This is a genomic window from Nocardia sp. NPDC050412, assembly GCF_044458825.1.
Taxonomy (GTDB): domain Bacteria; phylum Actinomycetota; class Actinomycetes; order Mycobacteriales; family Mycobacteriaceae; genus Nocardia.
The window spans coordinates 261,946-285,075 of sequence record NZ_JBITIJ010000002.1 but is presented as its reverse complement, the minus strand read 5'-3'; the positions used below and the strand labels follow the sequence as shown (position 1 = coordinate 285,075).

Annotated in this window: 23 protein-coding genes; 7 read left to right on the top strand and 16 right to left on the bottom strand. The window is 64.5% G+C overall.

The annotated features are described in order from the left end of the window. Nucleotides 1-17: 17 nt before the first annotated feature. The 3 genes from ACIBI6_RS05375 to ACIBI6_RS05365 are packed head-to-tail and all read right to left on the bottom strand — an operon-like array spanning nt 18 to nt 3,701. Nucleotides 18-1,712: a nitric oxide reductase activation protein NorD gene (locus ACIBI6_RS05375; RefSeq protein ID WP_396955394.1), complete on the bottom strand. Its 1,695-nt coding sequence runs from the start codon at nt 1,710-1,712 to the stop codon at nt 18-20. After that, entirely contained in the window at nt 1,709-2,527 is an 819-nt protein-coding gene (locus ACIBI6_RS05370) for an AAA family ATPase (protein WP_396955392.1), read from the bottom strand. Before ACIBI6_RS05370 ends, ACIBI6_RS05375 begins: the two co-directional genes overlap by 4 nt. Before the next feature lies 1 nt (nt 2,528). Further along, nucleotides 2,529-3,701: a spirocyclase AveC family protein gene (locus ACIBI6_RS05365; protein ID WP_396955391.1), complete on the bottom strand. Its 1,173-nt coding sequence runs from the start codon at nt 3,699-3,701 to the stop codon at nt 2,529-2,531. A 213-nt stretch (nt 3,702-3,914) separates the two neighbouring features. Between ACIBI6_RS05365 and ACIBI6_RS05360 the strand changes: the two genes are divergently transcribed. Beyond that, complete coding sequence (locus tag ACIBI6_RS05360) at nt 3,915-4,517, top strand: TetR/AcrR family transcriptional regulator (protein ID WP_396955389.1); 603 nt, start codon at nt 3,915-3,917, stop codon at nt 4,515-4,517. 190 nt (nt 4,518-4,707) lie between these two features. On the opposite strand, the gene ACIBI6_RS05355 is transcribed toward ACIBI6_RS05360, so the two are convergent. Genes ACIBI6_RS05355 through ACIBI6_RS05345 form a run of 3 tightly spaced genes read right to left on the bottom strand, consistent with a single transcriptional unit; the run spans nt 4,708 to nt 7,892 of the window. Continuing rightward, nucleotides 4,708-5,466, bottom strand: coding sequence for an SDR family NAD(P)-dependent oxidoreductase (locus tag ACIBI6_RS05355; RefSeq protein ID WP_364343659.1), 759 nt, complete (start codon nt 5,464-5,466; stop codon nt 4,708-4,710). 36 nt (nt 5,467-5,502) lie between these two features. After that, nucleotides 5,503-6,276, bottom strand: coding sequence for an enoyl-CoA hydratase/isomerase family protein (locus ACIBI6_RS05350; protein WP_364343662.1), 774 nt, complete (start codon nt 6,274-6,276; stop codon nt 5,503-5,505). Further along, the gene (locus ACIBI6_RS05345) at nt 6,273-7,892 is read right to left on the bottom strand and encodes an AMP-binding protein (protein ID WP_396955388.1); all 1,620 of its coding nucleotides are present in this window, start codon (nt 7,890-7,892) and stop codon (nt 6,273-6,275) included. Before ACIBI6_RS05345 ends, ACIBI6_RS05350 begins: the two co-directional genes overlap by 4 nt. Before the next feature lie 121 nt (nt 7,893-8,013). Here ACIBI6_RS05345 and ACIBI6_RS05340 point away from each other — a divergent pair, with 121 nt between their 5' ends. Continuing rightward, a complete protein-coding gene (locus ACIBI6_RS05340) occupies nt 8,014-8,640 on the top strand; it encodes a TetR/AcrR family transcriptional regulator (RefSeq protein WP_396955387.1) in 627 nt (208 codons plus the stop codon). 188 nt (nt 8,641-8,828) lie between these two features. Here ACIBI6_RS05340 and ACIBI6_RS05335 read toward each other — a convergent pair whose 3' ends face one another. From ACIBI6_RS05335 to ACIBI6_RS05325, 3 genes are all read right to left on the bottom strand, one after another. After that, entirely contained in the window at nt 8,829-10,508 is a 1,680-nt protein-coding gene (locus tag ACIBI6_RS05335) for a CocE/NonD family hydrolase (protein WP_364343671.1), read from the bottom strand. A 258-nt stretch (nt 10,509-10,766) separates the two neighbouring features. Beyond that, entirely contained in the window at nt 10,767-11,552 is a 786-nt protein-coding gene (locus tag ACIBI6_RS05330; RefSeq protein ID WP_364343674.1) for an NADPH-dependent F420 reductase, read from the bottom strand. Between the two features lie 197 nt (nt 11,553-11,749). Next, complete coding sequence (locus tag ACIBI6_RS05325; protein WP_364343677.1) at nt 11,750-12,571, bottom strand: SDR family NAD(P)-dependent oxidoreductase; 822 nt, start codon at nt 12,569-12,571, stop codon at nt 11,750-11,752. Between the two features lie 98 nt (nt 12,572-12,669). On the opposite strand from ACIBI6_RS05325, the gene ACIBI6_RS05320 reads away from it, so the two are divergent. Continuing rightward, entirely contained in the window at nt 12,670-13,284 is a 615-nt protein-coding gene (locus ACIBI6_RS05320; RefSeq protein WP_364343680.1) for a TetR family transcriptional regulator, read from the top strand. 105 nt (nt 13,285-13,389) lie between these two features. Here ACIBI6_RS05320 and ACIBI6_RS05315 read toward each other — a convergent pair whose 3' ends face one another. From ACIBI6_RS05315 to ACIBI6_RS05300, 4 genes are read right to left on the bottom strand one after another with little or no spacing between them, the layout of a single operon-like run. Beyond that, nucleotides 13,390-13,689 (bottom strand): cytochrome C oxidase subunit IV family protein, encoded by a 300-nt coding sequence (locus tag ACIBI6_RS05315; RefSeq protein ID WP_364343683.1) that lies wholly within the window; start codon nt 13,687-13,689, stop codon nt 13,390-13,392. A gap of 4 nt (nt 13,690-13,693) precedes the next feature. Beyond that, on the bottom strand, nt 13,694-14,302 hold the full coding sequence (locus ACIBI6_RS05310; RefSeq protein WP_396955386.1) for a cytochrome c oxidase subunit 3: 609 nt from the start codon (nt 14,300-14,302) through the stop codon (nt 13,694-13,696). Continuing rightward, the gene (locus ACIBI6_RS05305) at nt 14,299-15,069 is read right to left on the bottom strand and encodes a hypothetical protein (protein WP_396955385.1); all 771 of its coding nucleotides are present in this window, start codon (nt 15,067-15,069) and stop codon (nt 14,299-14,301) included. Before ACIBI6_RS05305 ends, ACIBI6_RS05310 begins: the two co-directional genes overlap by 4 nt. Beyond that, complete coding sequence (locus ACIBI6_RS05300; protein ID WP_364343689.1) at nt 15,066-15,809, bottom strand: hypothetical protein; 744 nt, start codon at nt 15,807-15,809, stop codon at nt 15,066-15,068. The genes ACIBI6_RS05305 and ACIBI6_RS05300 overlap by 4 nt, the downstream gene beginning before the upstream one ends. 247 nt (nt 15,810-16,056) lie before the next feature. On the opposite strand from ACIBI6_RS05300, the gene ACIBI6_RS05295 reads away from it, so the two are divergent. Further along, a complete protein-coding gene (locus tag ACIBI6_RS05295) occupies nt 16,057-16,632 on the top strand; it encodes a helix-turn-helix domain-containing protein (RefSeq protein WP_364343692.1) in 576 nt (191 codons plus the stop codon). A 127-nt stretch (nt 16,633-16,759) separates the two neighbouring features. Here the strand turns inward: ACIBI6_RS05295 and ACIBI6_RS05290 are convergent, their stop codons facing one another. Next, complete coding sequence (locus ACIBI6_RS05290; protein ID WP_364343695.1) at nt 16,760-17,092, bottom strand: hypothetical protein; 333 nt, start codon at nt 17,090-17,092, stop codon at nt 16,760-16,762. Between the two features lie 624 nt (nt 17,093-17,716). Continuing rightward, complete coding sequence (locus ACIBI6_RS05285; protein WP_364343698.1) at nt 17,717-18,337, bottom strand: helix-turn-helix domain-containing protein; 621 nt, start codon at nt 18,335-18,337, stop codon at nt 17,717-17,719. Nucleotides 18,338-18,436: 99 nt separating this feature from the next. Between ACIBI6_RS05285 and ACIBI6_RS05280 the strand changes: the two genes are divergently transcribed. The 3 genes from ACIBI6_RS05280 (at nt 18,437) to fadD11 (ending at nt 22,455) form a co-directional block, all read left to right on the top strand. Further along, nucleotides 18,437-19,330, top strand: a complete 894-nt coding sequence (locus tag ACIBI6_RS05280; protein WP_396955383.1) for a metal-dependent hydrolase — start codon at nt 18,437-18,439, stop codon at nt 19,328-19,330. Continuing rightward, nucleotides 19,330-20,373, top strand: a complete 1,044-nt coding sequence (locus tag ACIBI6_RS05275) for a PDR/VanB family oxidoreductase (protein WP_396955382.1) — start codon at nt 19,330-19,332, stop codon at nt 20,371-20,373. The genes ACIBI6_RS05280 and ACIBI6_RS05275 overlap by 1 nt, the downstream gene beginning before the upstream one ends. A 276-nt stretch (nt 20,374-20,649) precedes the next feature. Next, nucleotides 20,650-22,455 carry a fatty acid--CoA ligase FadD11 gene (gene fadD11 / locus ACIBI6_RS05270; protein ID WP_396955381.1) on the top strand — a complete coding sequence of 602 codons (1,806 nt, stop codon included), beginning with the start codon at nt 20,650-20,652 and terminating at the stop codon, nt 22,453-22,455. Between the two features lie 289 nt (nt 22,456-22,744). Here the strand turns inward: fadD11 and ACIBI6_RS05265 are convergent, their stop codons facing one another. Further along, nucleotides 22,745-23,104 carry a hypothetical protein gene (locus ACIBI6_RS05265; RefSeq protein ID WP_396955380.1) on the bottom strand — a complete coding sequence of 120 codons (360 nt, stop codon included), beginning with the start codon at nt 23,102-23,104 and terminating at the stop codon, nt 22,745-22,747. Nucleotides 23,105-23,130: the final 26 nt, after the last annotated feature.

Sequence of the window (23,130 nt, the reverse complement as noted above, 5' to 3'; positions counted from 1 at the left end):
TCGAACTCCTCTCATCGCTACCGCGGTTTCGGTGCGGCGAGTTCCCGAAGGGAAGACAAAAAGAACTCATCCATCCGCGGGCTCAGCTCGCTCAGGGTCGCGGCGCTGGCATAGCTGACGGAACCGAAGACGCGTTCGAGGGCATCGGTACCGGTGGTGGCGCCGATCGAAAGGCACAGGCAGCCGACACCGTCGGCGCGGAGTTCTTCGAGTGCCTTGTGGGCATCGGCTTCGGCGTAGCGACCCTCGTAGCCATCGTCATAGGGAAAGCCGTCCGAAAGGACCACCAGCAGCCGGTTTTCAGTGCCTGCTTCAGTTTTGAGGATTTCGCCCGCACCGCGGATGCCTGCACCCAGGCGCGTGTAGTTCGATGGTTGGAGCTGGTTGAGCCGGGCTCGCCCGACCGCGCCGAAACGCTGTCCGAACGTCTTGATCGCCGGTAGATGAACAGCGTGGCGCCCCTGTGAGCGAAACGCGTAGACCGCGACGCGGTCGCCGAGCTCTTCGAGCGTAACGGCCAACGTCGCGGCTGCCCGCCGCTGGTGGTCGTGTACAGCGAGGCCTTCGGTATCGGTATCGGTGGCAGACCCGGAGGCATCGAGCAGGATGAGGACGCCGAGATTACGCTCGAGTTTGCGGCGTTCCAGGTAGATGTTTTCCGGCGACGAGTAGCCCGAACGCAAGTCGACGAACATATCGATGAGCGCCTCGATGTCGAGCTCGTCGCCATCGGGACGGCCGCGCAGAACCTTGGGGCCCAGGCCGATTCGCGACAAGCGTCGCCGGAGCACGTCGTCGAGCGGAACACCGGCCGCGGAGATATCGGCGGCGACTGTCAGCGGGAAGTCGATGACCCGACACCACTCGGGCCGATACCGATGGTTGTGGACATCCCACTCCGGATAAAGCGCTCCACCTACGCCCAGCGTGGCGCCGGGCTTGCCGTCATCGGTGAACTGGATCCGTGTTGGCAGCGGCCGGGCATCGACTCCCACCTGGTACACCCGTCGAACGGCACGAACCTGCATCTCCGCACCAGCGGAGCCATCCCCGGGTGCCCGGGAGTTGCCGAACAGCTTGCGGAGTTTGTCCGACAGCGCCCGCGAGTTGAACAGCGGATTTTCGAACAGTGCGAGAATCTTGCTCCTCCCGGACTGCTCACTGCCATCGTCATCGTCGTCGTCGGCCTCGGGTAAGTCGATCGGATCGAATTCCAAGCGCAGCTCTTTGTTCGTGGCCCGCGCGCCCGGTGCGGCACTGCGTGCCAGCAATCGGGAGGGCTTGATGGCACCGAACCACTCCGGTGGGTCGGCCACCGGTACTCGGCCTGCGGCCACCTCGAGCGACTCCTCGGCGCTCGAGGTGGCCGGAGGCTCGTGCGGACCGAGCCCAGCTGCGAGTGGAATCCGCTCGGCGAGGTCGACGATTACCCGTCGACCTTCCAGCGCCAGGTAGCGCCGCGCCACCACCGGACGAGCCCGAAGCGCCTTCACCAATCGCTGATCCAGACTCCCCGCACCGAGCAGCGCGGTCTGGAGCAGCATCTCGCGGCGCTGCTCGGCGACCGAGCGGCCCGCTGAGACGAAGATGATCTGGCCGTTGGTGTGAGCAGGCTGACCAGCCGGTGCCTCCGCAACTTCGACAGCCCGGCCGGCGATGAAGGTGGCGAGGAGGCGAAACCGGTCGTGGCTGTTCGGATTGGAAACGTTCATGGTCGCGGCAGGACGGCGTCGATGAGTTCGCCGAGGGCACGGACGACATCCTGATCGTCCGAGAGCACTTGGACAACGGCCGACCGCACCGCACTGCGCAGGCTCAGCCCTTCAGCGACCAGACCGCCCGCGAGGATCAACAACCGGGTGGAGGCCACTTCACGCAGCGGTGAGCCATCCAAGTTTCGAATGGCGTGACCGAGTTCGACCAGCGCTGTCGCGGTCTCCGATCCGATCCCGGCTTCGAAGGCGACCACTTCGGTCTCGACCTCGGCGGGCGGGAAGTCGAGTTCGATGGCAACGAAACGCTGGCGGGTCGACTCTTTGAGGCTCTTCAGTACGCTCTGGTAGCCGGGATTGTAGGAGATGACCAGCTGGAAGTCGGGGGCCGCCCGCAGTGTCGTGCCGAGTCGATCGATCGGCAGTTCACGGCGGTGATCGGCGAGCGGATGAATGACCACGGTGGTGTCCTGGCGCGCCTCGACCACCTCGTCCAGATAGAAGATGGCGCCCTCGCGCACGGCCCGGGTCAAGGGCCCGTCCACCCAGACCGTCTCCCCACCCTTTAGCAGGAAACGGCCAACCAGGTCCGCCGAGGTCATGTCCTCGTGGCCCGCAGCGGTAATCAGCTCGCGCCCGAGTTCGTGGGCCATGGCCTCCACGAAACGCGTCTTCCCGCATCCCGTGGGGCCCTTCAACAGTACTGGCGAACCGCGTCGGGCCGCGGCCCGAAAGACTGCTACCTCGTCGCCGACCGGCCGGTAGAACGGTGCTTCCAAAACCGGGAGTACAGCGGTGGATTGACTGGTCGACATACTAATTTCCTCGCTCGAATGGAACGACTTCCGGAAGCTCTGCGCCCTCAGGGAGAACGAGCCGGCCTTCCGGATTGATGTAGCCGGTGTTCTTGCCGGGGATCGGCAGAACAGGATCAGGACAGAGCCGCCCTGTCCCTTCACCACAGATGCCCATGTCGAAGTACGAACGCTTCTGGACGTCCTCAGGCCAGGGATCGGCGTGCATGGCGAACCACTGCGCGGGCAGGTTGTAGAACACGAAGAAGAACAGACTGCACGCCGCGAAAATGGCCAGGAAACGCGTAGCCTGCTGCTTCACGGCCCCGCCCTGGATCCGTTCCAGTCCTCGTTCGACAAAGGTCCGGCCCCGATCGTCGGTGTAATAACGCAGCGCGCACAGACCTGCCTGGACACCTCCCCACATGAGTCCTTCATAGATCGGCCATTGGTAGTAGGTGCCGGCATTGATCGACAGGGATCGAATTGCGCCGGGGTAGGTGAAAAGTCCCATCGGCATCAGGAAGAGGCCCTCGATGACGAGATCGAAGAAGAACGTCCACACGATCAGAACGCCGATCAATCCGAAGTTGCTGATATCCGGCCACTTCGACTTCGCACGGCGCATGATCCAACATCCGAGGATCGTGCACAGCAGAACTCCGTAGGAATAACCCGCCGCATTCATCAACAACGGTTCGGCCATCATCTGGCCCGGTTCGGCATACGAGCGCCAACCCGGAATGTGGGCCACCCATGATCCCCGATTGAACATCCAGGTGTTGTAGGTACTCCACGTGTTGAAGTAGTTCAGGAGCGGATCCTGGAAGAACAGCAGGCCGCAGGCGACCAGGAGCATGCCGTCGAGCGTGATCCGCCGCTCACGCCGCCAGGGCCTGATGATGAAGTAGTAGACGCCGATCGGCCAGCCAACCAAGATCACAGCCGTCCACGTGATGAGGATCGTCTTCATCCACGTCGGCGGGTCACTGGGCCCCGTGGGCACCCGGACGAAAAATGGTCCCGACACCCAGCGGATCCACACGTACACCTGGAACGCCAGGATCAAGCCCCCGACGATCGCCCAGATCCGGACGGGCTTGCTCGTGGACTGAGCTTTGGCACCCAATGAGGCGACTCCGCCGATCTCCTCGGTGACGGTGGCCGCCTTCTTCCTGTCCAACGGCCCGCTCATCGCACAGCCTCCTTCGGGATCGTCGTGGTCCAACCCACGCGGATCCGCTCGAAGAGCGGACACCTTTCAGCTGTCACCTCGGTGTCGGCGTATCGGTCTGTCGTCGATGGGGCAGTCATCGTCACCCTCTTTCAGTAGCCTGTCGTCCGAAAATATACCAGTAAGAATCTAACCTTCGGCATAGTTTCTCAGATTCATGGCATACTCGCTGACATGGCCGAGCGATGGACGAGGGAGCGACGTCTCGAGCGCACCCGGTCGCTCCTGCTGGATGCCGCGCAAGAGGTGTTTGCCGAAAAGGGGTTCACAGCGGCAACCCTCGATGACATCGCTCATGCGGCGGGATATACCAAGGGCGCCATATACAAGCACTTCCCCACGAAGGAAGAACTCTTCCTGGCTGTGAGCGACCGGTACTGGCAGCGCTACTTCGATACGTTCTCCGAGCTGCTATCGGCAGCGAGCCAGGTGGGAGCGTACGAACTCGACCAAGTTGCCCAGCGGTGGCGCCAACTCGCTGAAGACCGCGGCGCCGAGTCCGCCGCGCTGGGCTACGAATTCACTCTGTACCTGTTGCGCAACCCCGAGGCCCGGGAACGAGTCGCAACCAAACGAGTCGAGGTCGCCGAAGCCCTGGCACGATTCATCGTCGAAGGCCTCGATCGAATCGGCGCGACCCTGCTGATTCCCCCACTGACGTTCGCCCGCGTGCTCATCGCCACCACCGACTCGGTCGCGCTGGGAACCCAACTCGATGACGTCGACCTCTACAGACCAACCCTCGAAATGTACATGTCGGCAATCAAACTGCCCTGACGCCGGTTCATCTCCGACGTACACCATGACGGCGACCGACGGGCCAGATCGAGAACCCGCGTGATGGTCTCGCGAGATACCGGTTCCGGCCGAAACCGCGGCAGCTCCACCGGTCTGCCAGCAGCCGGGTCGTGAAGGTCATCATCGGCCAGGCCATCGGAGTGTGAACCGCCGCTGCGGTCGGTTTCCGCTACCGGATCGATGAGCCGATACCCAAGCCTCCGTCGACGTCGAGTACGACTCCGCTGACGTATCCGGCGGCCGGGGAGCACAGGTAGGCGGCGGCCTCGGCGATGTCTTGGGGCTGTCCGGTCTTGCGTTGGGGCACTTTGGCGATCAGCTTTTCGCGGGCCGCGGTGTTCATCGAAGCGAGCATGGGTGTTTCGATGAGGCCGGGGGCGATGGCATTGGCGGTAATGCCCTGGCGGGCGGTTTCGAGTGCGAGGGTGCGGGTGAGTCCGACGATGCCCGCTTTGGCGGCGACGTAGTTGGCTTGGCCGAAGTTGCCGCGCCAGCTCATCGAGGAGAACGAGACGATCCGGCCGTAGTTGCGTGATCGCATGTGCGGCAACACCGCTCGGGCGCAGAAGAAGGCCCCCGAGAGGGAGACATCCAATACCGAGTGCCAGTCGGTGTCGTCGATGTCCTCGATCCGGTTGTCGCGGATGATTCCGGCGTTGTTGACCAGGGCATCGATACGGCCGTGCGCACCGACGACGGCTTCGATCCAGGCGTTGACATCGTCCGAGGAGGTGACATCGACCGGATGGGCCAGGCAGGTGCGCCCGAATTCCTTTTCCAGGCGGTCAGCGAGGTCTCGGGCGGCGACGTCGTTGACGTCGCCGATGGCTACGATTGCTCCTTCGGCCGCGAATCGCTCGGCCATACCCGCGCCGAGCCCTTGGGCTCCGCCGGTCACGAGGACGACTTGATCGGTGTAGCGGTTCATTGCACTCCAGGAATGTGATAGCGGCTCGGCATGCCTTCAGGCCGATCGGCGTTGCAGGAATGCGGTCAGCGAGGCCGGTACGTCATTGGTGTTCCAGTGCTGTTCGAAGTCGGCGAGTTCTCGGGCCAGTCCTTGGTTTTCGTCCATAGTGGTCAGGGTGTGCAGGAGGGCTTTGAACGCGGTTTGGGCCGGACCGCCGGCTTCGGCCAGTTCGATCGCGGCGGCTCGTGCGCAGGCGTGCACTTCCTCGGCCGGCACCACCGCGTGCAGCCAGCCGGTGGTGGCGAGCCGCTGGGCGGGGACCAGTTGTCCGGTCAGGGCCAGCCACCGTGCCGCGGAGTCGCCGATTTTGCGTGGCAGTCGCACGCTCGAGCCCGCGGCCGGGAGCAGGTTGTTGCGGATGTGCCCGTCGCCGATCAGTGTCGTGTCGGCGGCGACCACCACGTCACAGGCCAGTGCAAGCTCCAGACCACCGGCCACAGCGTGGCCGTGCAAGGCGGCCACCACCGGCAGGCGGCTGGTCTCGAGCCGAGTGACCACGGCCGAAACCCGGCGCAGAAACTGCGTCGGCCCACCCGGGGTGTCGGCCAGGCTCAGAAAGTACCGCAGGTCGGCGCCGGCGCAGAAGCTCTTGCCCGCTCCGGCGAGGACAAGGCACCGGGTGTGCGGATCTTGTTCCGCCTCGGTCACCGCGGCAGCCAGAGCATCGATCAACTCGGGGTCCAATGCGTTGCGGCGGTGGGGGCGGTTGAGTGTCAGGGTGCGGATCGGACCGGTACGGGTAACCAGGACCGGTGCGGGCAGGTTCATCGGGCACCCGCGCCCAGGCCGGCGTCCTCGCGGCGCCGCTGCCGCAGCTGTGCGCGCTGGATCTTGCCGCTCGGCGTCTTGGGCAGGCTCTGCACAAAATGGATACGCCGCGGGTAGGCATGCGCGGCGTAGTTCTTCTTGACCCATTGCTGTAGCTGCTGGACGAGATCGTCGGAGACGGCGGCGCCGGGCGCGAGGACCACGAACGCCTCCACGACCTCGCCGCGCACCTCATCGGGACCAGCGACCACTGCGGCTTCGCTGATAGCGGGGTGCTGCAGGAGCGTGGATTCGATGTCGAACGGGCCGATGCGGTAGCCGGCCATAATGATGACGTCGTCGTCGCGCGCGGAGAACCGCACGATCCCGTCGGCGTCGATCGATGCGATGTCACCGGTCAGGAAATAGGCGCCCCCGGCGCGGAATCGGTCGCCGCCGCGCCCTCCGACATAGCCGCGGAAGGTCATCAACGGACTGCCCGCGACCACGATCGCCAGCCGCCCGGTCTGACCGGACTCGACCGGTGCGTCGTCGTCCTCGCCCAGGACGGTGATCTCCCAGCCCGGCAGCGAAGTTCCCATCGCACCGGCCAGCACCGGCCGTTGCAGGCTGGAGTGGTGTGGGAAACCAATCGGCATGCCGAGTTCGGTCTGGCCGTAGTGGTCGTGCACCTCGAGCCCGAGCGCGTCGCGGGCCCAGTCGTTGACCTCCGGGGTCAGCGGCTCCCCCGCGCTCGACAGCCGGCGCAGCGCGAGCCCCTGGGGAACTGGCAGGCCGGAGGCGCGCAGGCCGCGGTAGACCGTGGGCGCAGCGGTGTAATCGGTAACCGCGCGATCCTTCAACACCGTCCAGGTGTCGGCGGCCGAGAATCCGCCGCGCAGCAGCAGCGTCGGCACACCGGCCGCCAGGGGAGCCACGATCGCGGTGTAGAGCCCGTAAGCCCATCCCGGGTCGGCGCCGCACCAGAAAACGCTGTCGGGCCCGACGCCCAGACCGAACTCCAGGTAGCTTTGCCACCCGGCGGCATAGCGCACCGGATGCACCACACCCTTGGGTTTGCCGGTGGTACCGGAGGTGAACATGTGCACCAGCGCCCCGTCTCCACCGACCGGTGTCGAGCCGATGTCTTGCCACGAGGCCGCGACAAGGCGGGCGCTCAACCCGTCGGGGGAATCGGTACCAGCGACGATCAGCGTCCAGTCACCTGCGGGCACTTTCGCCCGCTGATCCTCATCGGCCACGACGAGCCCGACCTCTGCGTGGGCGAGGCGGGATCGGATCGCATCCTCGGCGAACGCGGTGAACAACGGCACGTAGACCGCGCCCAAGCGCCAAATACCGAGCACGACCGCGACCAATTCGGCGCTCTTGCCCATCACGGTCGCGACCCGATCCCCGCGCCCCACACCGGCCGCGGATAGAACCGCGGCCGCTCGTCGTGACGCTTCGGCGAGCTCGCCGTAGGTGTATTCGATCGCGGCCAAGTGCTCGTCGACGATCATCAGCGCTCGAGCCGATGCCGGATGACGGTCGCATAGCAACCAGGCCACATCCGCATCCGGCGTCCCGAATTGTTCGAGGAACTCACCGACACGTATTGCATAGTCAGGACTCACTACCGCTCCAATTGGGTACGTTAAACAGTTCATTGGTACCCAAAAGGGTACCGCAGGAACGGTGACGAATAAACCCCGTTGCTCGCAGCTGCCCGAGGAGGGGTGTGAAACACTCGATCTCATGCCTCGTACGGCCTCGGCGCGTCAAACGACGGTCAACACCCCCCGTAAGCGACGCGTTGATGTGGCGCGGCGTGACGACCTGCTGCGTCAGGTCCAGGAGATCTTTCTCAGCGAGGGTTTCACCACCATCACCATCGGCGAGCTCACCGAGCGCCTGCATTGCTCCAAGGCCACCCTCTACAGCGTCGCCGCGACCAAGGAACAGCTGGTGGTACTGGCGACCAAACAGTTCTTCGGCGAATCGGCCGAACTCATCGAAGCCGATGTGGCCACCCAGACCGACCCGCAGGCCAAGATCCTCGCGTACCTCGGCGGTATCGCGAATGCCATGCGGCGCAACTCGAATGCCTTCTACCAGGACATGGTCGCTTTCGCTCCCACCGCCGAGATCTACGCGCGCAACACCGCCCGCGCGGCCGAACGTGTCCATGAACTGATCGATGATGGGATACGGACAGGTCGTTTCCGTGCCACCGACGGCAGGTTCGCCTCCCAACTCGTCGCACTCGCCATCGAGGGAGTCCAGTCCGGCGTCCTGCTCGAGCGCACCGGCCTGTCGGCGGCAGACGCCTTCAACGAACTGGCGGCCCTACTGTTGAACGGGTTACTCCACAGCCCTGACTGACCCGTTGCCGTGCACAATCTGCCGGCGTGGGCGCTCTCGCCGAGCAACCTCGGCGCTGGCGGGGTCGTGAGCGGCGCGATAGCGGGCGCGAGGGCGGCCGAGTCGCAACACGAGCCCCCTAGCCACGCCGACTCGGTCCCGTATGCCGCGAAGGTCTGGGGCTGACCGCTGACCTTCGCGGCGGCATTCTAGGTGGCGGGGATCACCGGCAGGATCAGCCGGGAGGGCCGCGTGGAGTCGTGGAAGATCTTCTGGTGGGCGACACGGTGCTCGATGGCCACGGTCGGATCCTCTCCGGTGTTGAGGTTGCGGTCCCAGCGCGGGAAGTTGCTGGAGGTGACCTGGACCCGGAGCCGATGCCCTGCCTTGATCACGATGCTGGTCGACCACAGGTCGATCTCGTGTTCATCGATGCGTCCGGGCTCTGTGATGACGCGGGTGATGCCGTCGACGATGTTGAGCGAGGTTCCTCGTTCGTCGACAGCGCACAGCCGCACGACCCAGTCCGTAGCGGGCCCGTCGGTGGCGGCGAACAGGGTCGCGGTGACCCGGCCGGTGATCTCGAGGTCCTCAGGGAGCGGGTCGCTGGTGAACACCAGCACATCCACACGGGACTCCACTGCCTGCTGGTCGAGGGCTCCGGGGCGGAAATCACTCGCCATGATGAGCGCGCCGCCCGTGGTCGGCACAGGGTCGGCGGGATCGTAGACGTAGGACGAAGGCGCCTCGTTCTCTGCCGGGGCACAAGTCGACAGATGACCGTCGGGATGGAGGAAGAACTCGGTGTCGCGGGCGCGGGCGAGGGGCCATTGCGGCTCGTGTCGCCACTGATTCAGACCCATGACGAAGATGTCCACGCCCGGGTCTGGTTCCGCGTCGACCGGTTCGCTGGGCAGGAACTGGTCGAACCAGTCCAGCTGAATACCGGTCATGGTCCCGTCACAACTCGGTGGCGCCACCGAGGCCAGCCCGTAGTTCACCGCACCGACATGCTCTGGCCTGGGGCTGAGGAGACTCAGATGTTCCCATGGCCCGACGATCAGTCGAGTCGTGTGGCCCTGTTCGCGTGCGGCGATGTAGTTGTCGATCGAGCCCTGCGAGAACACGTCGTACCAGCCCGCGACGTTCAAGGACGGGACAGTGACCTCACCGTGCCTGCCCGCGACCCGGGCCTGGGCCATCGAGGCGGGATCACGCAAGCCGCGCTGCACGCCGATATCCGGCAGGTTCGTGCGCACCAATGCCGGCGACGCGCCTGAGGGCAACTCCCTATATGTCACCTCGGCGAGCCGGTCGAAGTCGCGAATCGTGGTACCCAGCTTGGCGAACAGCTCCTCGGTATCCGCCGCCACCTTCGCATACTGGCCCGCCGAGACCATCAGCGACCACCACAGATTCAATCCGTGTTCGATCGCTCCGCCACGGAAGAAGATTCCGTCGGCGGGCTCGCACCAGGTGACCTGCGGCGCGATGGCGCGCAGGTGCGGCGCCCCCGCGATGGCCGCAGCCCATTGGGTGTTGCCGGTGTAGCTTGCACCGAACATTCCCACATTGCCGTTGCTACCGGGCAGCGCAGCGGCCCACTCGATGGTGTCGTAACCGTCTTGCTGCTCATACGCCCACGGCAGCCACTCGCCGTCGGATGTGAACCTTCCTCGCGTGTCCTGCTGCACCACGATGTAACCGCGCCGAACAGCTTTGAGCGTGTCGAGCTGGGCGGTCCCCTGCGGCGAAGCCTTGTCGTAGGGGGTGCGCTGCACGAGAACCGGCCACGGCCCCGCACCGACGGGCCGGTAGACGTCGGCCCGCAGAATCACCCCGTCACGCATGGGTACGGACACGTCGAACTCGATAGCCACTTGACTCATTGGATCCTCACTGATCACTCGGACACTCCATCACGACGGCCCGAAAGAAACTTAACTGGGTACCAGCGTATTCGATATAGTACCCATCGTGACCAGACACACAACCCTTACGCAACTCATCATGAGTAGCGGGGTCGTCATTGCACCGTGAGCCTACGAGTGCGAGGGTTCGGCTACCGGTCCGTATGAGGGTCATCGCGCGTTTCGGGTGAATGGCCTCTATCGTCGGGTTCTCCGGCTGACGGCTCGTTGCGAACTTCAGAAGGTGCGCTCGGCTACCTTTACCCGTTCGCTCGCCTGCAACGCGGCGCGCAGTTCGTCGGCCGACAGCGGCGCGGCCGGAGCTTCGAGCATGCGCTCGACCGGCACGCTGGGGTCGGCAAGGTAGATCCGGGTGTATGCACCGGCCTCGGGCTCGAAACGCCAAGTCTCACCTGGCGTTCCGGCGTCGACGGTATCGAATCCGAGCCGGTCGATCAGCTCTGCCACCCGAGTCTTCGCCCCTTGGTCCGCGCCCGCGATGGGTAGAGCGCTGCGGTCCGGCGCCCCGGCTGGGCGGGCGAGCTGCGGGATATGGTGGGCCAGGATGTTGTTGAATGCCTTGACCAGCAGGGCGCCCGGCAAGAGCTGCTGGGCCAATTCAGCCGTGGTCATCTTTTCGGCGTCGAGTTCGCCGATCCGACCGTCGCGGTGAGGATAGTAGTTGCCGGTATCCAGCACGGTCCGGCCCCGCAGTAGTTCAGCAGGCAGAGAGCTGTACGCGGTCAGCGGGATGCTGAGCAGGATTGTCTCCCCGGCGCTGGCAGCCTGCTCCACGGTGCCTGCCGTGGCTCGCGAACCCAGTTCCTCGACGAGATCGGCCAGGCTCTGCGGCCCCCGCGAGTTGGCGATCACGACATCGATGTCCGCCGCGACCGCCAGCCGCGCGACCGCGGACCCAATATTTCCGCTTCCGATGATTCCCAGTGTCGGCATCGTATTTCCTCTTCCTTGTTCCTTGTTGCGGGTCGCCCAGAGCCATACGCCCGTGGGCGGATAGGCCACCGGGCAGATGGCTAAGACGTGACGTCAGGTGTCAGGGGCAAGTCGTCGACGCGTGAGGTGCGCCAAGGCAGACGAACTCGTCGACCGCCTGAGAGTTTCATGATCCTTTTGTCCTTGCTGCCGGTCGACTTGCAAGCCTGGCGGGCAATGCTCGAGGTGGACGGCCCCCAGTGCCGGAAGCGCCGGACGGGGGCCGGTCAGGCCGGGCTGGCCTCGGCCGCGGCGGATACCTCGGCCCACTCCTGCCAGCCCTCGAGCCGGTCGGCGTAGATCTGCGGGACGACCTGGAGGGGAAAGGTGCCGAAGAAGATCCGGGACGGTGGGGTGTCGGCGTCGACGACCTTCAGCAGCGCGGGGCCGACGCCCGCCGGGTCGGGATTCGGGAGGGTGGCGAAGCTGGCGTTGACTGCCTCCCGGAAGCTGTCGTAGGCGGACAGCGGTGCGGAATAGGCGGAGGACGTGTTGAACTCGGTGCCGAAGGGGCCGGGCTCGACGACAGTGACCTTGATGCCGAAGGCCGCTACTTCCTGGGCCAAGGAGTCCGAGAGTCCCTCGACGGCTGCCTTGGTGGCGGTGTAGCCGCCCGTTGTGGGGAAAGCGGCGAGGCCGAGCAGGCTGGACACGTTGATGATGTGGCCGCTGCCCTGAGCGCGGAGGTAGGGCAGTGCCGCCTGGATGACCCACAGGGTGCCGAACATATTCGTCTCGAACTGGGCGCGGACATCGTCTTCGGTCAGCTCTTCGACCATGCCGAACAGGCCGTAGCCGGCGTTGTTGACGACGACGTCCAGGCGTCCGAAGTGCTCGTGGGCATGCTGGACGGACTCCGTCACGGCGGTTTTGTCCGTGACGTCGAGGGGCAGCGGCAGTATCGCGTCGCCATGGGCGGCGACCAGGTCGGCCAGTGCGTCGGTGTTGCGGGCGGTCGCTGCGACCTTGTCGCCACGCGATAGCGCGGCCTCGGTGAACCGGCGGCCCAGGCCGCGCGAGGAACCAGTGATGAACCAAATCTTGCTCATGGGAAGCACTCCTCAAAAGGGATACGAAGACAACTTATGAGACCATATACCAATATGGGATGGAGTACCACATAGGGTCTGTGTACTACACTCATGGCATGGCTGAGACATCCAGGACCATGGCCTCCACGCTGCGGGAGCGGACACGAGCCGCGATGCGCGATGAGGTCAGCGAGGTCGCGTTCCGGCTGTTCTCCGAGCAGGGCTTCGACAACACGACGGTCGAACAGATCGCCGCCGAGGCGGGCTTGTCGCGCACCACCTTCTTCCGGTACTTCGGCACCAAGGAGGAGCTCGTCCTCGGCAGGATGGGTGAGTTCGGCCATAAGATGGCCGCCGCGCTCGCCGCCCGGCCCGCCGACGAGCGGTCCTGGGAAGCATTGCGCCGCTCGTTCGACGTGATCACCGAGTCGAATACCGACGAGCCTCAGCCATTTCTGAACCTGATGCGGTTGCTCGACGACGCCTGCGCCCTGATGACCCGTCAGTGGGAGAAGACGCAGGGCTGGCAGAGCCTCCTGGTGCCAGAGATCTCCCGCCGGCTCGGCGGTGACCCGGAGTCCACGACCAACCTCCGCGCCCAGGCCCTTGTGGCGTCGGCGATTTCCTGCCTCGACGCCGCAACCGACGCCTGGAGGGCAGCCGACGGGACCACTCCGTTGTCCGAACTCCTCGACCAAGCCATGGGCGTACTGGTCGAGCCGACAGCATAGCCAAACGGCGAGGCCCCCTTGACCGACCGCGTGCGGCGCGTTGTCGATTCATCCAGGGGTGGCTGTGGGCTGTTCCGTGGAATCGCCGAGACGGGCAGCCACAATTCAGTAAAGGTAGATGGCGAGCATGGTTGTCCAGATAACAGCTAGCCAAGTGTCGGTGGTGATTTTCAGCCAGGTCGGGGCGTGTCGGATTTCCATGAAGTAGCGGATGATCAGGCGGCATTTGATCAGTCCGAGGACAACCACGGCGATGATGAGTCCGGTATCGAGCCTGGTGCTGTCGGCGTGGCCGGGGGCGAGTTGCCAGGCGAGCAGGGTGATCGCCGTGAGTGCGATCCATGCGTAGATGATGCGTTTGTTGTCTCGGATTCGTGTTTTGTCGGTGGCGGTTCGGGTCGTCATTGGGTTACCTCATGAGGTAGATGATGGCGAAGATGACGACCCAGAGCAGATCGATCATGTGCCAGAACAGGGCGCCTTGTTCGACGATGCTCACCCGTTGCCTGCGGGGGTTGCGTAGCTCTTGGACGACGATTCCGAGGATGAGCATGCCGAGTAGTAGGTGTGCGAGGTGGATGCCGGTGAGGGCGTAGTAGAAGCTGAAGAATTCGTTGGCGACGGTGTAGCCGTTGGTTAGCTCGTGGTGCCATTCATAGATTTTCAGGGCGATGAATACCAGTCCGCATGCGCCTGCGGCGAATACAAGTCGTCGCGCTGTCCGGATTGCTCCCTGTCGGGTCGAGATGACGGCCAGGGCGACGAACATGGAGCTGCTGAGCAGCACGACGGTGTTGGTGACACCGATGCCGATGTCGAGGTGTTGCTGGGCGGTGGAGAACTCTTGGGCCGATCTCGCGCGGAAGACCATGTAGACGACGAAGTAGCAGCCGAAGAAGAACAGGTCGCCCAGGATCATCACCCACATGTCGATATCGCCCGGCATGTGTCGTGCCCGTTCAGCTTCGGCCGAGAGTGGTTCGGTCTCCGGGGAGATGCCTTGATCGGAGATGGTCATCGCGTGGCCTCGGCGGGGTAGAGGGGTGGGGTATGTGTGCTCTCGGCTTTTGTGGCGTTGCGCAGGATTGGTAGCAGGCACACGACCCACAGTCCGAAGACGACTACCGCGATGTAGAAGGTGATCATTCCGTTCCAGGAGAACGCCCCGGAGCGGAAGACCCACATCTGGGTGGCAAGGACTTCGGTGACGATCTGCCAGATGGAGATGTAGGCGAACCATTTGGGGAAGATGTGGTTACGGTCGTAGAGGATCGCGATCGCCAGCACAGTGTAGGCAGCGGTGAAGCAGCCCAGGGATCCGTTGTAGGACAACATGCCCAGGTCGTAGAGCAGGTGTTGGATCCCGGGATCGCGGTCGGGGCGGAAAGTCGCGGTGAGCCAGCAGATGAGCAGCACGTGGAACCCGGGGATTGCGCCGACTCCCATTCCAGCGATGTAGGCGTAGGCCAGCAGCGATCCCGAGGACATGCGTTTCATGAAGTAGCCGATGATGCCGTTGGAGACTGCCGCTCCGCCCGCGAGGACCAGTAGCACCGCGAAACCGGCCTGGATTCCCCACTGATGCTTGTCGAACCACTGCGCCACTTGCAGATCAGTCACGTCCGGGCGCGGTGGTGGTGTTGCCCTGCCGAAGAATACGACCCCTACCGACAGGGCGGTGTAGAAGGCGGCGAACAGCCAGTAGATGATCCAGACATCGAGCCCCGCTCCACTTTTCGGGGTGGCGCTTCTTGCTGTACCAGAGGTGTTGGTCACGGCGGTCACGACGCGATCCCCTCCTGCTGGATCTGGCGTCGGAGCGCGGATCGCACGAGGAAGAACATCACCGCGACGAACAGCGCGAAGGCGCCGTTGCGGAGCCAGAACGAGACGAAGCCGTCCCACGCCAGCGGCCCGTCCCGGAACACCGCGGCACCGGCCGAGGGGGCCATGGCCAGCGCCGTCAGAAGTGCGTAGGGCGAGACCCATTTCGGAAAGATGGGTTGCGGTTGTTCATCGAAATACACTGCCAGAGCGAGCAATACGAACTGGGCGACCAGCATGCCGATCGGCGCGATAAAGACGATCCAGGCGAGGTCGTTGAGTACCTGAACCAGTTCCACACCCCGGTCGGCGCGGAAAGCGGCGACGGCGAAGAAGATGTTCGACAAAGCGAACAAGGTCACTCCGGCGACGATCGCGGTGAGGTAGGAGAAGGCGAAGATGTGGCTCTGGCCCCTCATGCGCAGCATCTGACCCATTATCAGCACGAAGAACGGCACGATCATGACCCCGCACAGGTTGAAACCGACCATGCTGAATCGGATCAGCGGTGTGTTGTCGGCGTAGAACTGCGCTACCTCCGTCGCTGTCATGTTCGGCGACATCGGTGGGAAAAAGCCGGGAAACGCAACGAACAGCGCGAGCAGCACCAGGGCGACCACCGGGGTCGACCACAGGATCACCTGGTGGGCTCTCAGATTCGTGGCAGTCGATTGCTCCTCGTCCTCGGTGAGTGTCTGCATGTCGTTGACTCCCGTCGGATGAATGGGTTGTCGAGGTCGGACCGGCCACCGTGCGGCGGCGCTGGCCGATGATTGCGCCGCTGGGGCTCATGGGGAGCAGCATCGCAAGTTTTCTGACTATGGTCAATAATTGTGGTGCGCTAAAATCCCTGCTATGGCGATAGATTCACACAGGCCAAGAGGTGACGATCGTCAGAAAAGGGCGACGCCGCTACGGGCTCGATCCCATGCCAGCCGGGAAGCGATCATGCAGGCGGCCATGGCGTTGTGGCGCACCAAGGGTTTCGCCGAGACCACGGTCACCGACATCTGCAAAGCCGCTGGTGTGTCGAAAGCGCTGTTTTACGTGTACTTTTCACGGCGAGAGGACGTACTCCTCGCAGTGGAGGTGTTCACCATGCGCGACGCGCATCTGGCCGCCGAAGCCGTCTTCTCGGGCCCTTACGAACTGGTCGACGTGATCACCGCGGTCATCGGCACCCTCGAACAGCGTGCCCGCCACTACCCTCCAGAGCTGGTCTTCGAAGCGGTCTTGGAAACCTACCGGCTCGAACGACAGGCCCTCGCCGAGGGCGCCACCCAGGCCGACATCGCCTACCTTTTTCTCGAACCCTTCCGGCAAGCCCACCGCGACGGCCGCATCCCCGCCGAGGTCGATGTCGTGCGCACGGCCCGCATCGCGCAGACGCTGGTGGCCGACGGTATCCGCTGCTGGGCGGCCGCAGGCTTCGATGACCCCGCGCTCACCGAAACCCTCGCCGCCGAGATCAGCACCCTGCTCACGGCGGCCCCCACCACTCGCGTGTTGAGCTCGGACGCATAGCCGGGCTGCGGCTCCGCAGCCGCGGCGCGGCTCCACCGCCTTGGGAGTAACCCCGGATGGCCAGCGGGCGACGGGCTGCTGTCGGCCCTTGCCCCAAGAACAGCCGCACGCAGCGGCTACCTCATCATCACCTGCGGCGTGGGCCTTTCCTGGTCATACGTAGACCCCATACCTCGAGGGTTGTCGCCATCGCCATGTATTGCAGGTAGGCGGCTATGACGAGCTCGCCGCCGTAGTCGTGCAGCCATCCCCGTAATGGCAGCAGTGCCGCCACACCGAGGCAGATCAGCAACGCACCCAGCACCAGTGCCGGAATCCTCAGTGGCGCGAGCTGTTCATCGAGCAGAGCACGGGCGGGCCGCCCCGTATCTGCGGCGGAGCGCGAGTTCGGCTGGGCGGCGGCGGGAATTCCGGTACCGCCGGTCTCGAAGGGGTTGGGTACGGACGCTGAGTTAGCCATAGCGTTCTCCAGGCCGAACTGCGATCGACCAAGGTAGCGATTCGATATGGAATATGGCGCGAGACGGGTGATCGCCGTGATCGGCGACCGATCCGTCCTGTCATGCGGCACGATGGCCGCTCCCCGACGTTTATGAAGGCTAACTATTCTCTGGCGTTAGCGGGGCGGTAATTGAACTTCGAAAAAGCACCGCTGCTCACACGCCCCGGCGCGTTGGCGCGAGACCGAATCGTGACCTTGCACGCAGGTATGGTCCTGAACTTGGAAAATAGCTGTCCGGAGGGTGGAATTCGGGGCCCGGCCCGGAGGACGCGCGGCCCACTGAAGTTACCGAACCGATATCCAACATCGACGGCGCTACAGCGCCAAGTCCGCCGGCGAGGCATCCCAGACGCGGTGCGGCAGCGCCGTCAGCCCGGTGAACACCACCATCAGCGTCCAGGTAACCACCCACACAGCCCGCAGACACGGCCGCAGCTAACCATCGCGACACCCATCCGTGTGCGGATGCCTTGCCCACGACGATTACGGAGCGATGATCCGCAGCCGTATCGCATGGCTGCACGCACAATCAGACCGGAGTTTGCCGCAACGGAAGTCGGAAAGTCGACTCGAACGAGTGCACTAACCGCGGACACCGGTCACAACCGGCACCAGGTACCTGTGCGCGAATGCGGCGAGCTCGTCGTCGGAGTTCAGCGGGGCTGTCCCGTGCGGGGCGAGGATGAGCGAATGGACTATGCGGCAGACGATTTCGGCGCGGATCATCAGGTCGTCGGAGTCGGCGAGTAGTCCGCGCTGTACCGCGCGTTCAAGTGTGGCGGCGGTTGCGGCAACGCACATGGTGAAGGTGGTGGCGCCGTCGACCGTGAGTTTCATGATCACTCGCTCGGGTTCGATCGCCAGCATTCGTTCGACCATGGGATGAGTGCGCCAGCGTGTCACGACCGTGACGAATACGTCGGCGACGAGGTCGTCGATGCCGTTGTGACGTTCGGGCATCGCGGCGAGTTCCGCCAGTAGGGTCGCGACCTCGCGGCTGATCACAGCCTGCACGAGATCATCGCGTGAGCCCACCCGCCGGTAGACGGTGACACGATCGACCCCGGCCTGCCGGGCGACGTCCTCGATCGTCGACTTCTTGACGCCGACCTTCGAGAACTGCACGAGGGCGGCATCGAGTATCCGCGTCTCGAGATCGTCCGCATCATCGCGGCTCAGGGCTGCTTTCGACGCCGTCTTCACCGGTTCGACGCTAGCAGAAAGCGCTCGTTGTGCAACAATTTCAGAAAAAATGTTGCGCGCAACACTGCAATGCAATTTGTTGCACTGTACGGTCGCCGTATGGCTGACACGGCTGGTGCGACGAAGCGCACCTACGGCGACGACGCGCATGCGATCAATGCGCGCGATGTCCATTTCGAGTTCGATTCCGTGCCGATGCACTACATCCCCGGCGAAGTGCTGGCCACCCACATCGTCAATGTCATGCACCTGGTGCTGCCCGAGGGTGAGCGGGCCATGGCACAGGCGCTATCCGAGGCATTGCCGCATATCCACGACGAACGCCTGCGGGAGGAGGTGATCGGGTTCGTCGGGCAGGAGACCATGCACGCCAACAGCCATGAGGCGGCGCGCAGGCATCTGCAGTCCATCGGCCTGGACGTGGACTCCTATGTCCGCAAGGTGGCGTGGCTGGTCGACCGCGTTCTCATCGCTCACGGCCTGACCGGACGGGCCGAGGATCAGTGGCTCAAGGAACGCCTCGGACTGTTCGCCGGCATGGAGCACTACACCGCTGTGCTCGGCGAATGGCTGCTCAATGCGGACATTCTCGAGGAGAAGGGCATGCATCCGGCCATGCTGGATCTGGTGCGCTGGCACGGTGCGGAGGAAGTCGAACATCGCAGCGTGGTCTACGACGCCTACATGTATGTCGACGGCAGCTACACACGCAAGGCACGGACCGCGATCGTGGCGAGCCTGACGCTGCTGCCGCTGTTCATCGTGTCGACGGCGTACATGTACCGGAAGGACCCGGATGCCGACAAAGGCCGATTCTGGTTGCGGCAGTTCGCAAGTGCCACCCGCCGCGGCGTAATCCCCAGTTGGACGGTCTTCCTCACCGAGATCCCACGCTATCTGCGGCCGGGCTTCCATCCCTCGCAGCTGGGTCCGATGGACAAAGCGCTGCGGTATCTCGGGTACTCGCCCGCCGCACGGACGGCGGGTCACTGATGGGCGGCGAGCATACCGATGCCACACCGGTGAGTCTGCGGGTGCTCGGCGGGATCATGGACGTATACAAGAGCGTCTTCGTGAAAGGTGGCGCCGCACCACTGCTGTCGCGGCCGAAGCCGGTGCGGCGCACGGGATTCGAGCTCGATGTACGCATCGAGAGTGTCGAACACCAGACCGATGATGTGGTGAGTCTGACACTGCGCGCGGCGGGTGGCGGCCCGTTGCCGACGTGGCGGCCGGGTTCTCATGTGGATGTATTTCTGCCCTCTGGCCGACAGCGGCAGTATTCACTGTGCGGGGATCCGTCGGACCGCTTCCGCTACCGGATCGCAGTGCGTCTCATTCCGGACGGCGGCGGGGGCTCGCGGGAGGTGCACGAGACGCTACGGGTCGATGATCGGCTGCGAATCCGCGGGCCCCGCAATGCATTCACATATATAGACGCCCCCTCGTATCTGTTCCTGGCCGGCGGCATCGGCATCACACCGATCCTGCCGATGGTGCGAGCGGCGGGCTCACGTGGTCGCCTCGTGTACGTCGGCCGCTCGCGCGACACCATGCCTTTCCTGCATGAGCTGCCCGGCGCGGATATCCGTCCCGACGACGAATTCGGTGTCACCGATATCGCCGAACTCATTGGTCGTGCCGAACCCGGCGCGGCCGTGTACGTCTGCGGACCGCCGCCCATGCTGGCGGCCGCGCAACGCTGCATGTTCGAGCTGAATCCGACCGGTTCGCTGCACACAGAGCGGTTCTCGGCGCTACCGGTCACCGACGGCCGCGCATTCGATATCTCCCTCGCACGTACCGGCGGCACCGTTCGAGTCGCCGCGGACGAGACCGCGCTGACCGCGCTGCGTCGTCGGCTCCCGGATATCGCCTACTCCTGCCAACAGGGCTTCTGCGGCACGTGCAAGGTCGGCGTCATCGCCGGAATCGTCGATCACCGCGACCGCCTGCTGACCGAATCCGAACAAGCCGACCACATGTTGGCGTGCGTGTCACGTGCGGCTGGCGACGAACTCGTGCTCGACCTCTGAACGACACCGCGTCTGCGTGCGGGAACACCATTGCCGCCCAGCCTGATTCATGCCAGCAGGGACGAACCCTTCGCCGACGACGATCGTACTCGCCGACCGCCTCAGCGCCGCAGGGGCACGCTGCGACCTGCGCTTGTGGCCCCGCCGAATGCACGCCTTCCACACCCTCGCGGCGCTGGTGCCCGAATCCCCGGACGGCATACCGCGAATCCGGCCGATTTGTCATTGCGGCCGTCGAATCCCCTGCCGCACAGGCAATCTGAAAGAAGTACCGTCATGAGCTTTGATACCCTCTGCGCCGCCTTCCAACACACCGCTGCCATCGATCCCGACGCGGTCGCGGTGCGCACCGTGGGCGGCACCCAGGAGCTCACTTGGGGCGAATACGCAGCCCAGGTGCGCCGCATCGCCGCCGGCTTCGCCGCGCTCGGCATCGGGCGTGGCGACACCGTGGCCCTGATGATGGGCAACCGGGTGGAGTTCTACCCGATCGATGTCGGCGCACTGCACGCGGGAGCCACGTCCTTCTCCGTCTACAACACCCTGCGGCCCGAGGGGATCGCCCATGTGCTGAACAATGCGGGCGCTTCGGTGGTGGTGTGCGAGGCGCAATACCTCGACCGCATCCGAAGCTCCGGCGCGGCCCCAGCACACATCGTCGTACTGGACAGCGACACAATTGAGGGCACGCTGACCCTGCAGCAGCTGCAGACGCTCGGCACCAGCGACTTCGATTTCGAGAAGTCCTGGAAAAATACGAAGCCCGACGATGTCGCCACCCTCATCTACACTTCCGGCACCACCGGCAATCCCAAGGGCGTCGAAACCACGCACGCCAACCTGCTGTTCGAGGCCTATGCGCTGGCCCAGGTGCTGCCGATCGAATTCGGCGACCGAATCACCTCGTTCATGCCCTCGGCCCATATCGCCGACCGGTTGACCGCGCTCTACCTGCAGATAGTGTTCGGCACCCAGGTGACGGTGGTGACCGAACCCGCGCTCATCGCGGCGGCGCTGCCGGACTGCCGCCCGACCATCTGGGGTGCGGTCCCGCGGGTGTGGGAAAAGCTGAAGGCCGCAATAGAACTCGGCGTCGCCAACGAGCCCGATGCGGCGCGCGCCGCTGCCCTGCGCTGGGCTCTCGACACCGCACGCAAGCGCATGGACCTACTGCGTGCTGGAGCGCCGGTTCCAGCCGACTTGGCCGCCGAATTCGAGAATGCCGATGCCGCCGTACTGTCGGCACTGCGCGCGAAACTCGGCTTCGGCGAACTGAAATGGACCATCTCCGGCGCCGCACCGATCCCAGCCGACACCCTCGCCTTCTTCGCCGCACTCGGACTACCCATCTCCGAAATCTGGGGCATGTCCGAACTCACCTGCATCGCAACCGTATCCCCTTACGCACCAACCGAGCTCGGCACAGTCGGTCGGCTGGTGCCCGGAATGCAGATGCGGCTCGCGCAAGATGGTGAGCTGTTCGTGCGCGGCCCGCTGGTCATGAAGGGCTACCGCGGCGAACCGGGGAAGACAGCCGAAGCCATCGACGCCGACGGCTGGCTCGCGACCGGCGATGTGATGACCCGCGAGGACAACGGCTGTTTGCGCGTCGTCGACCGCAAGAAAGAACTCATCATCAATGCGTCGGGAAAGAATATGTCGCCCGCCAATATCGAGAACGCGGTACGCGCGGCCTCCGGTCTGATCGGCACCATCGTCGCCGTCGGCGACGCCCGCCCCTATGTCACCGCTCTGGTGACGCTGGATCCGGACACCGCTGCGAGTTTTGCCGCCGAGCACGGATTACCGGTCACCACACTCGTCGAGCATCCCGACATCATCGAACGAGTCCGCACCGCCATCGATTCCGCAAATCAGGTCCTATCTCGCGTAGAGCAGATCAAACGCTTCCGACTGCTACCGACCTTCTGGGAACCCGGCGGCGGCGAACTCACCCTCACCATGAAACTGCGGCGCAAGCCGATCAGCGAGATGTATGCCACCGACATCGATCTGCTCTACGCCGACCCACAGCCCGCTGGTGTGTACTCCCCAGCCACGAAGGAGACCGTCTCCCGATGACCCGCTGGTTCCCCTCGCCGAGCGACGACTAAGGCGGTCCGACGTCGATCATTTTGCGCGGGAACCAGTTTCGTAGGCGGTGAGGTCGACGCGAGCGGTGGCTCGGGCGCGAACGCCCCAGGCGCGGGCGGCGATTTCTGTCCTCGCTGTGGTCAGATGGCTTGCGGCTTGCGCACCCCGCCGGGGCGCCCGCCGATCTCGGCACCGACGTGCCATATCTGAAGCGGTCCCGGCAACCGACGCTACCGGGACCGCTTTCACCTGCCACTTGACAGAAGACGCCTACATATCAGTTGTGTCGTCCGGGGACGACGTTGGGGTTCCATACATACAGCTTGCTCATGCTCAGGGTGCTGAGCGACTGTACGGAATACAGTTGATGCTCCTGCCCATCCGGCGCGACCTGCCAGGCGTCGAACACCAGTGGCTCGACATGGCAGTAGATGTGTTGCCGACCGTAGGGGCCTATCACCACCGGGCTGGCGGTTGTCCACGCATCGAGCTCGGTCGGAGTTCGGAAAACGTCGTCGCAGGAGCAGTAGTACCGACCGCACGGCTGTGGTACGGGGGCGGCACCCGCCGTCGGCGCGCAAACCAGCACGCCGCCGCCGATCAACCCGGACAAGGCGATAAATAGCAATCTCCTCATGCCGATATCACCTCCAGGTGAGTGAA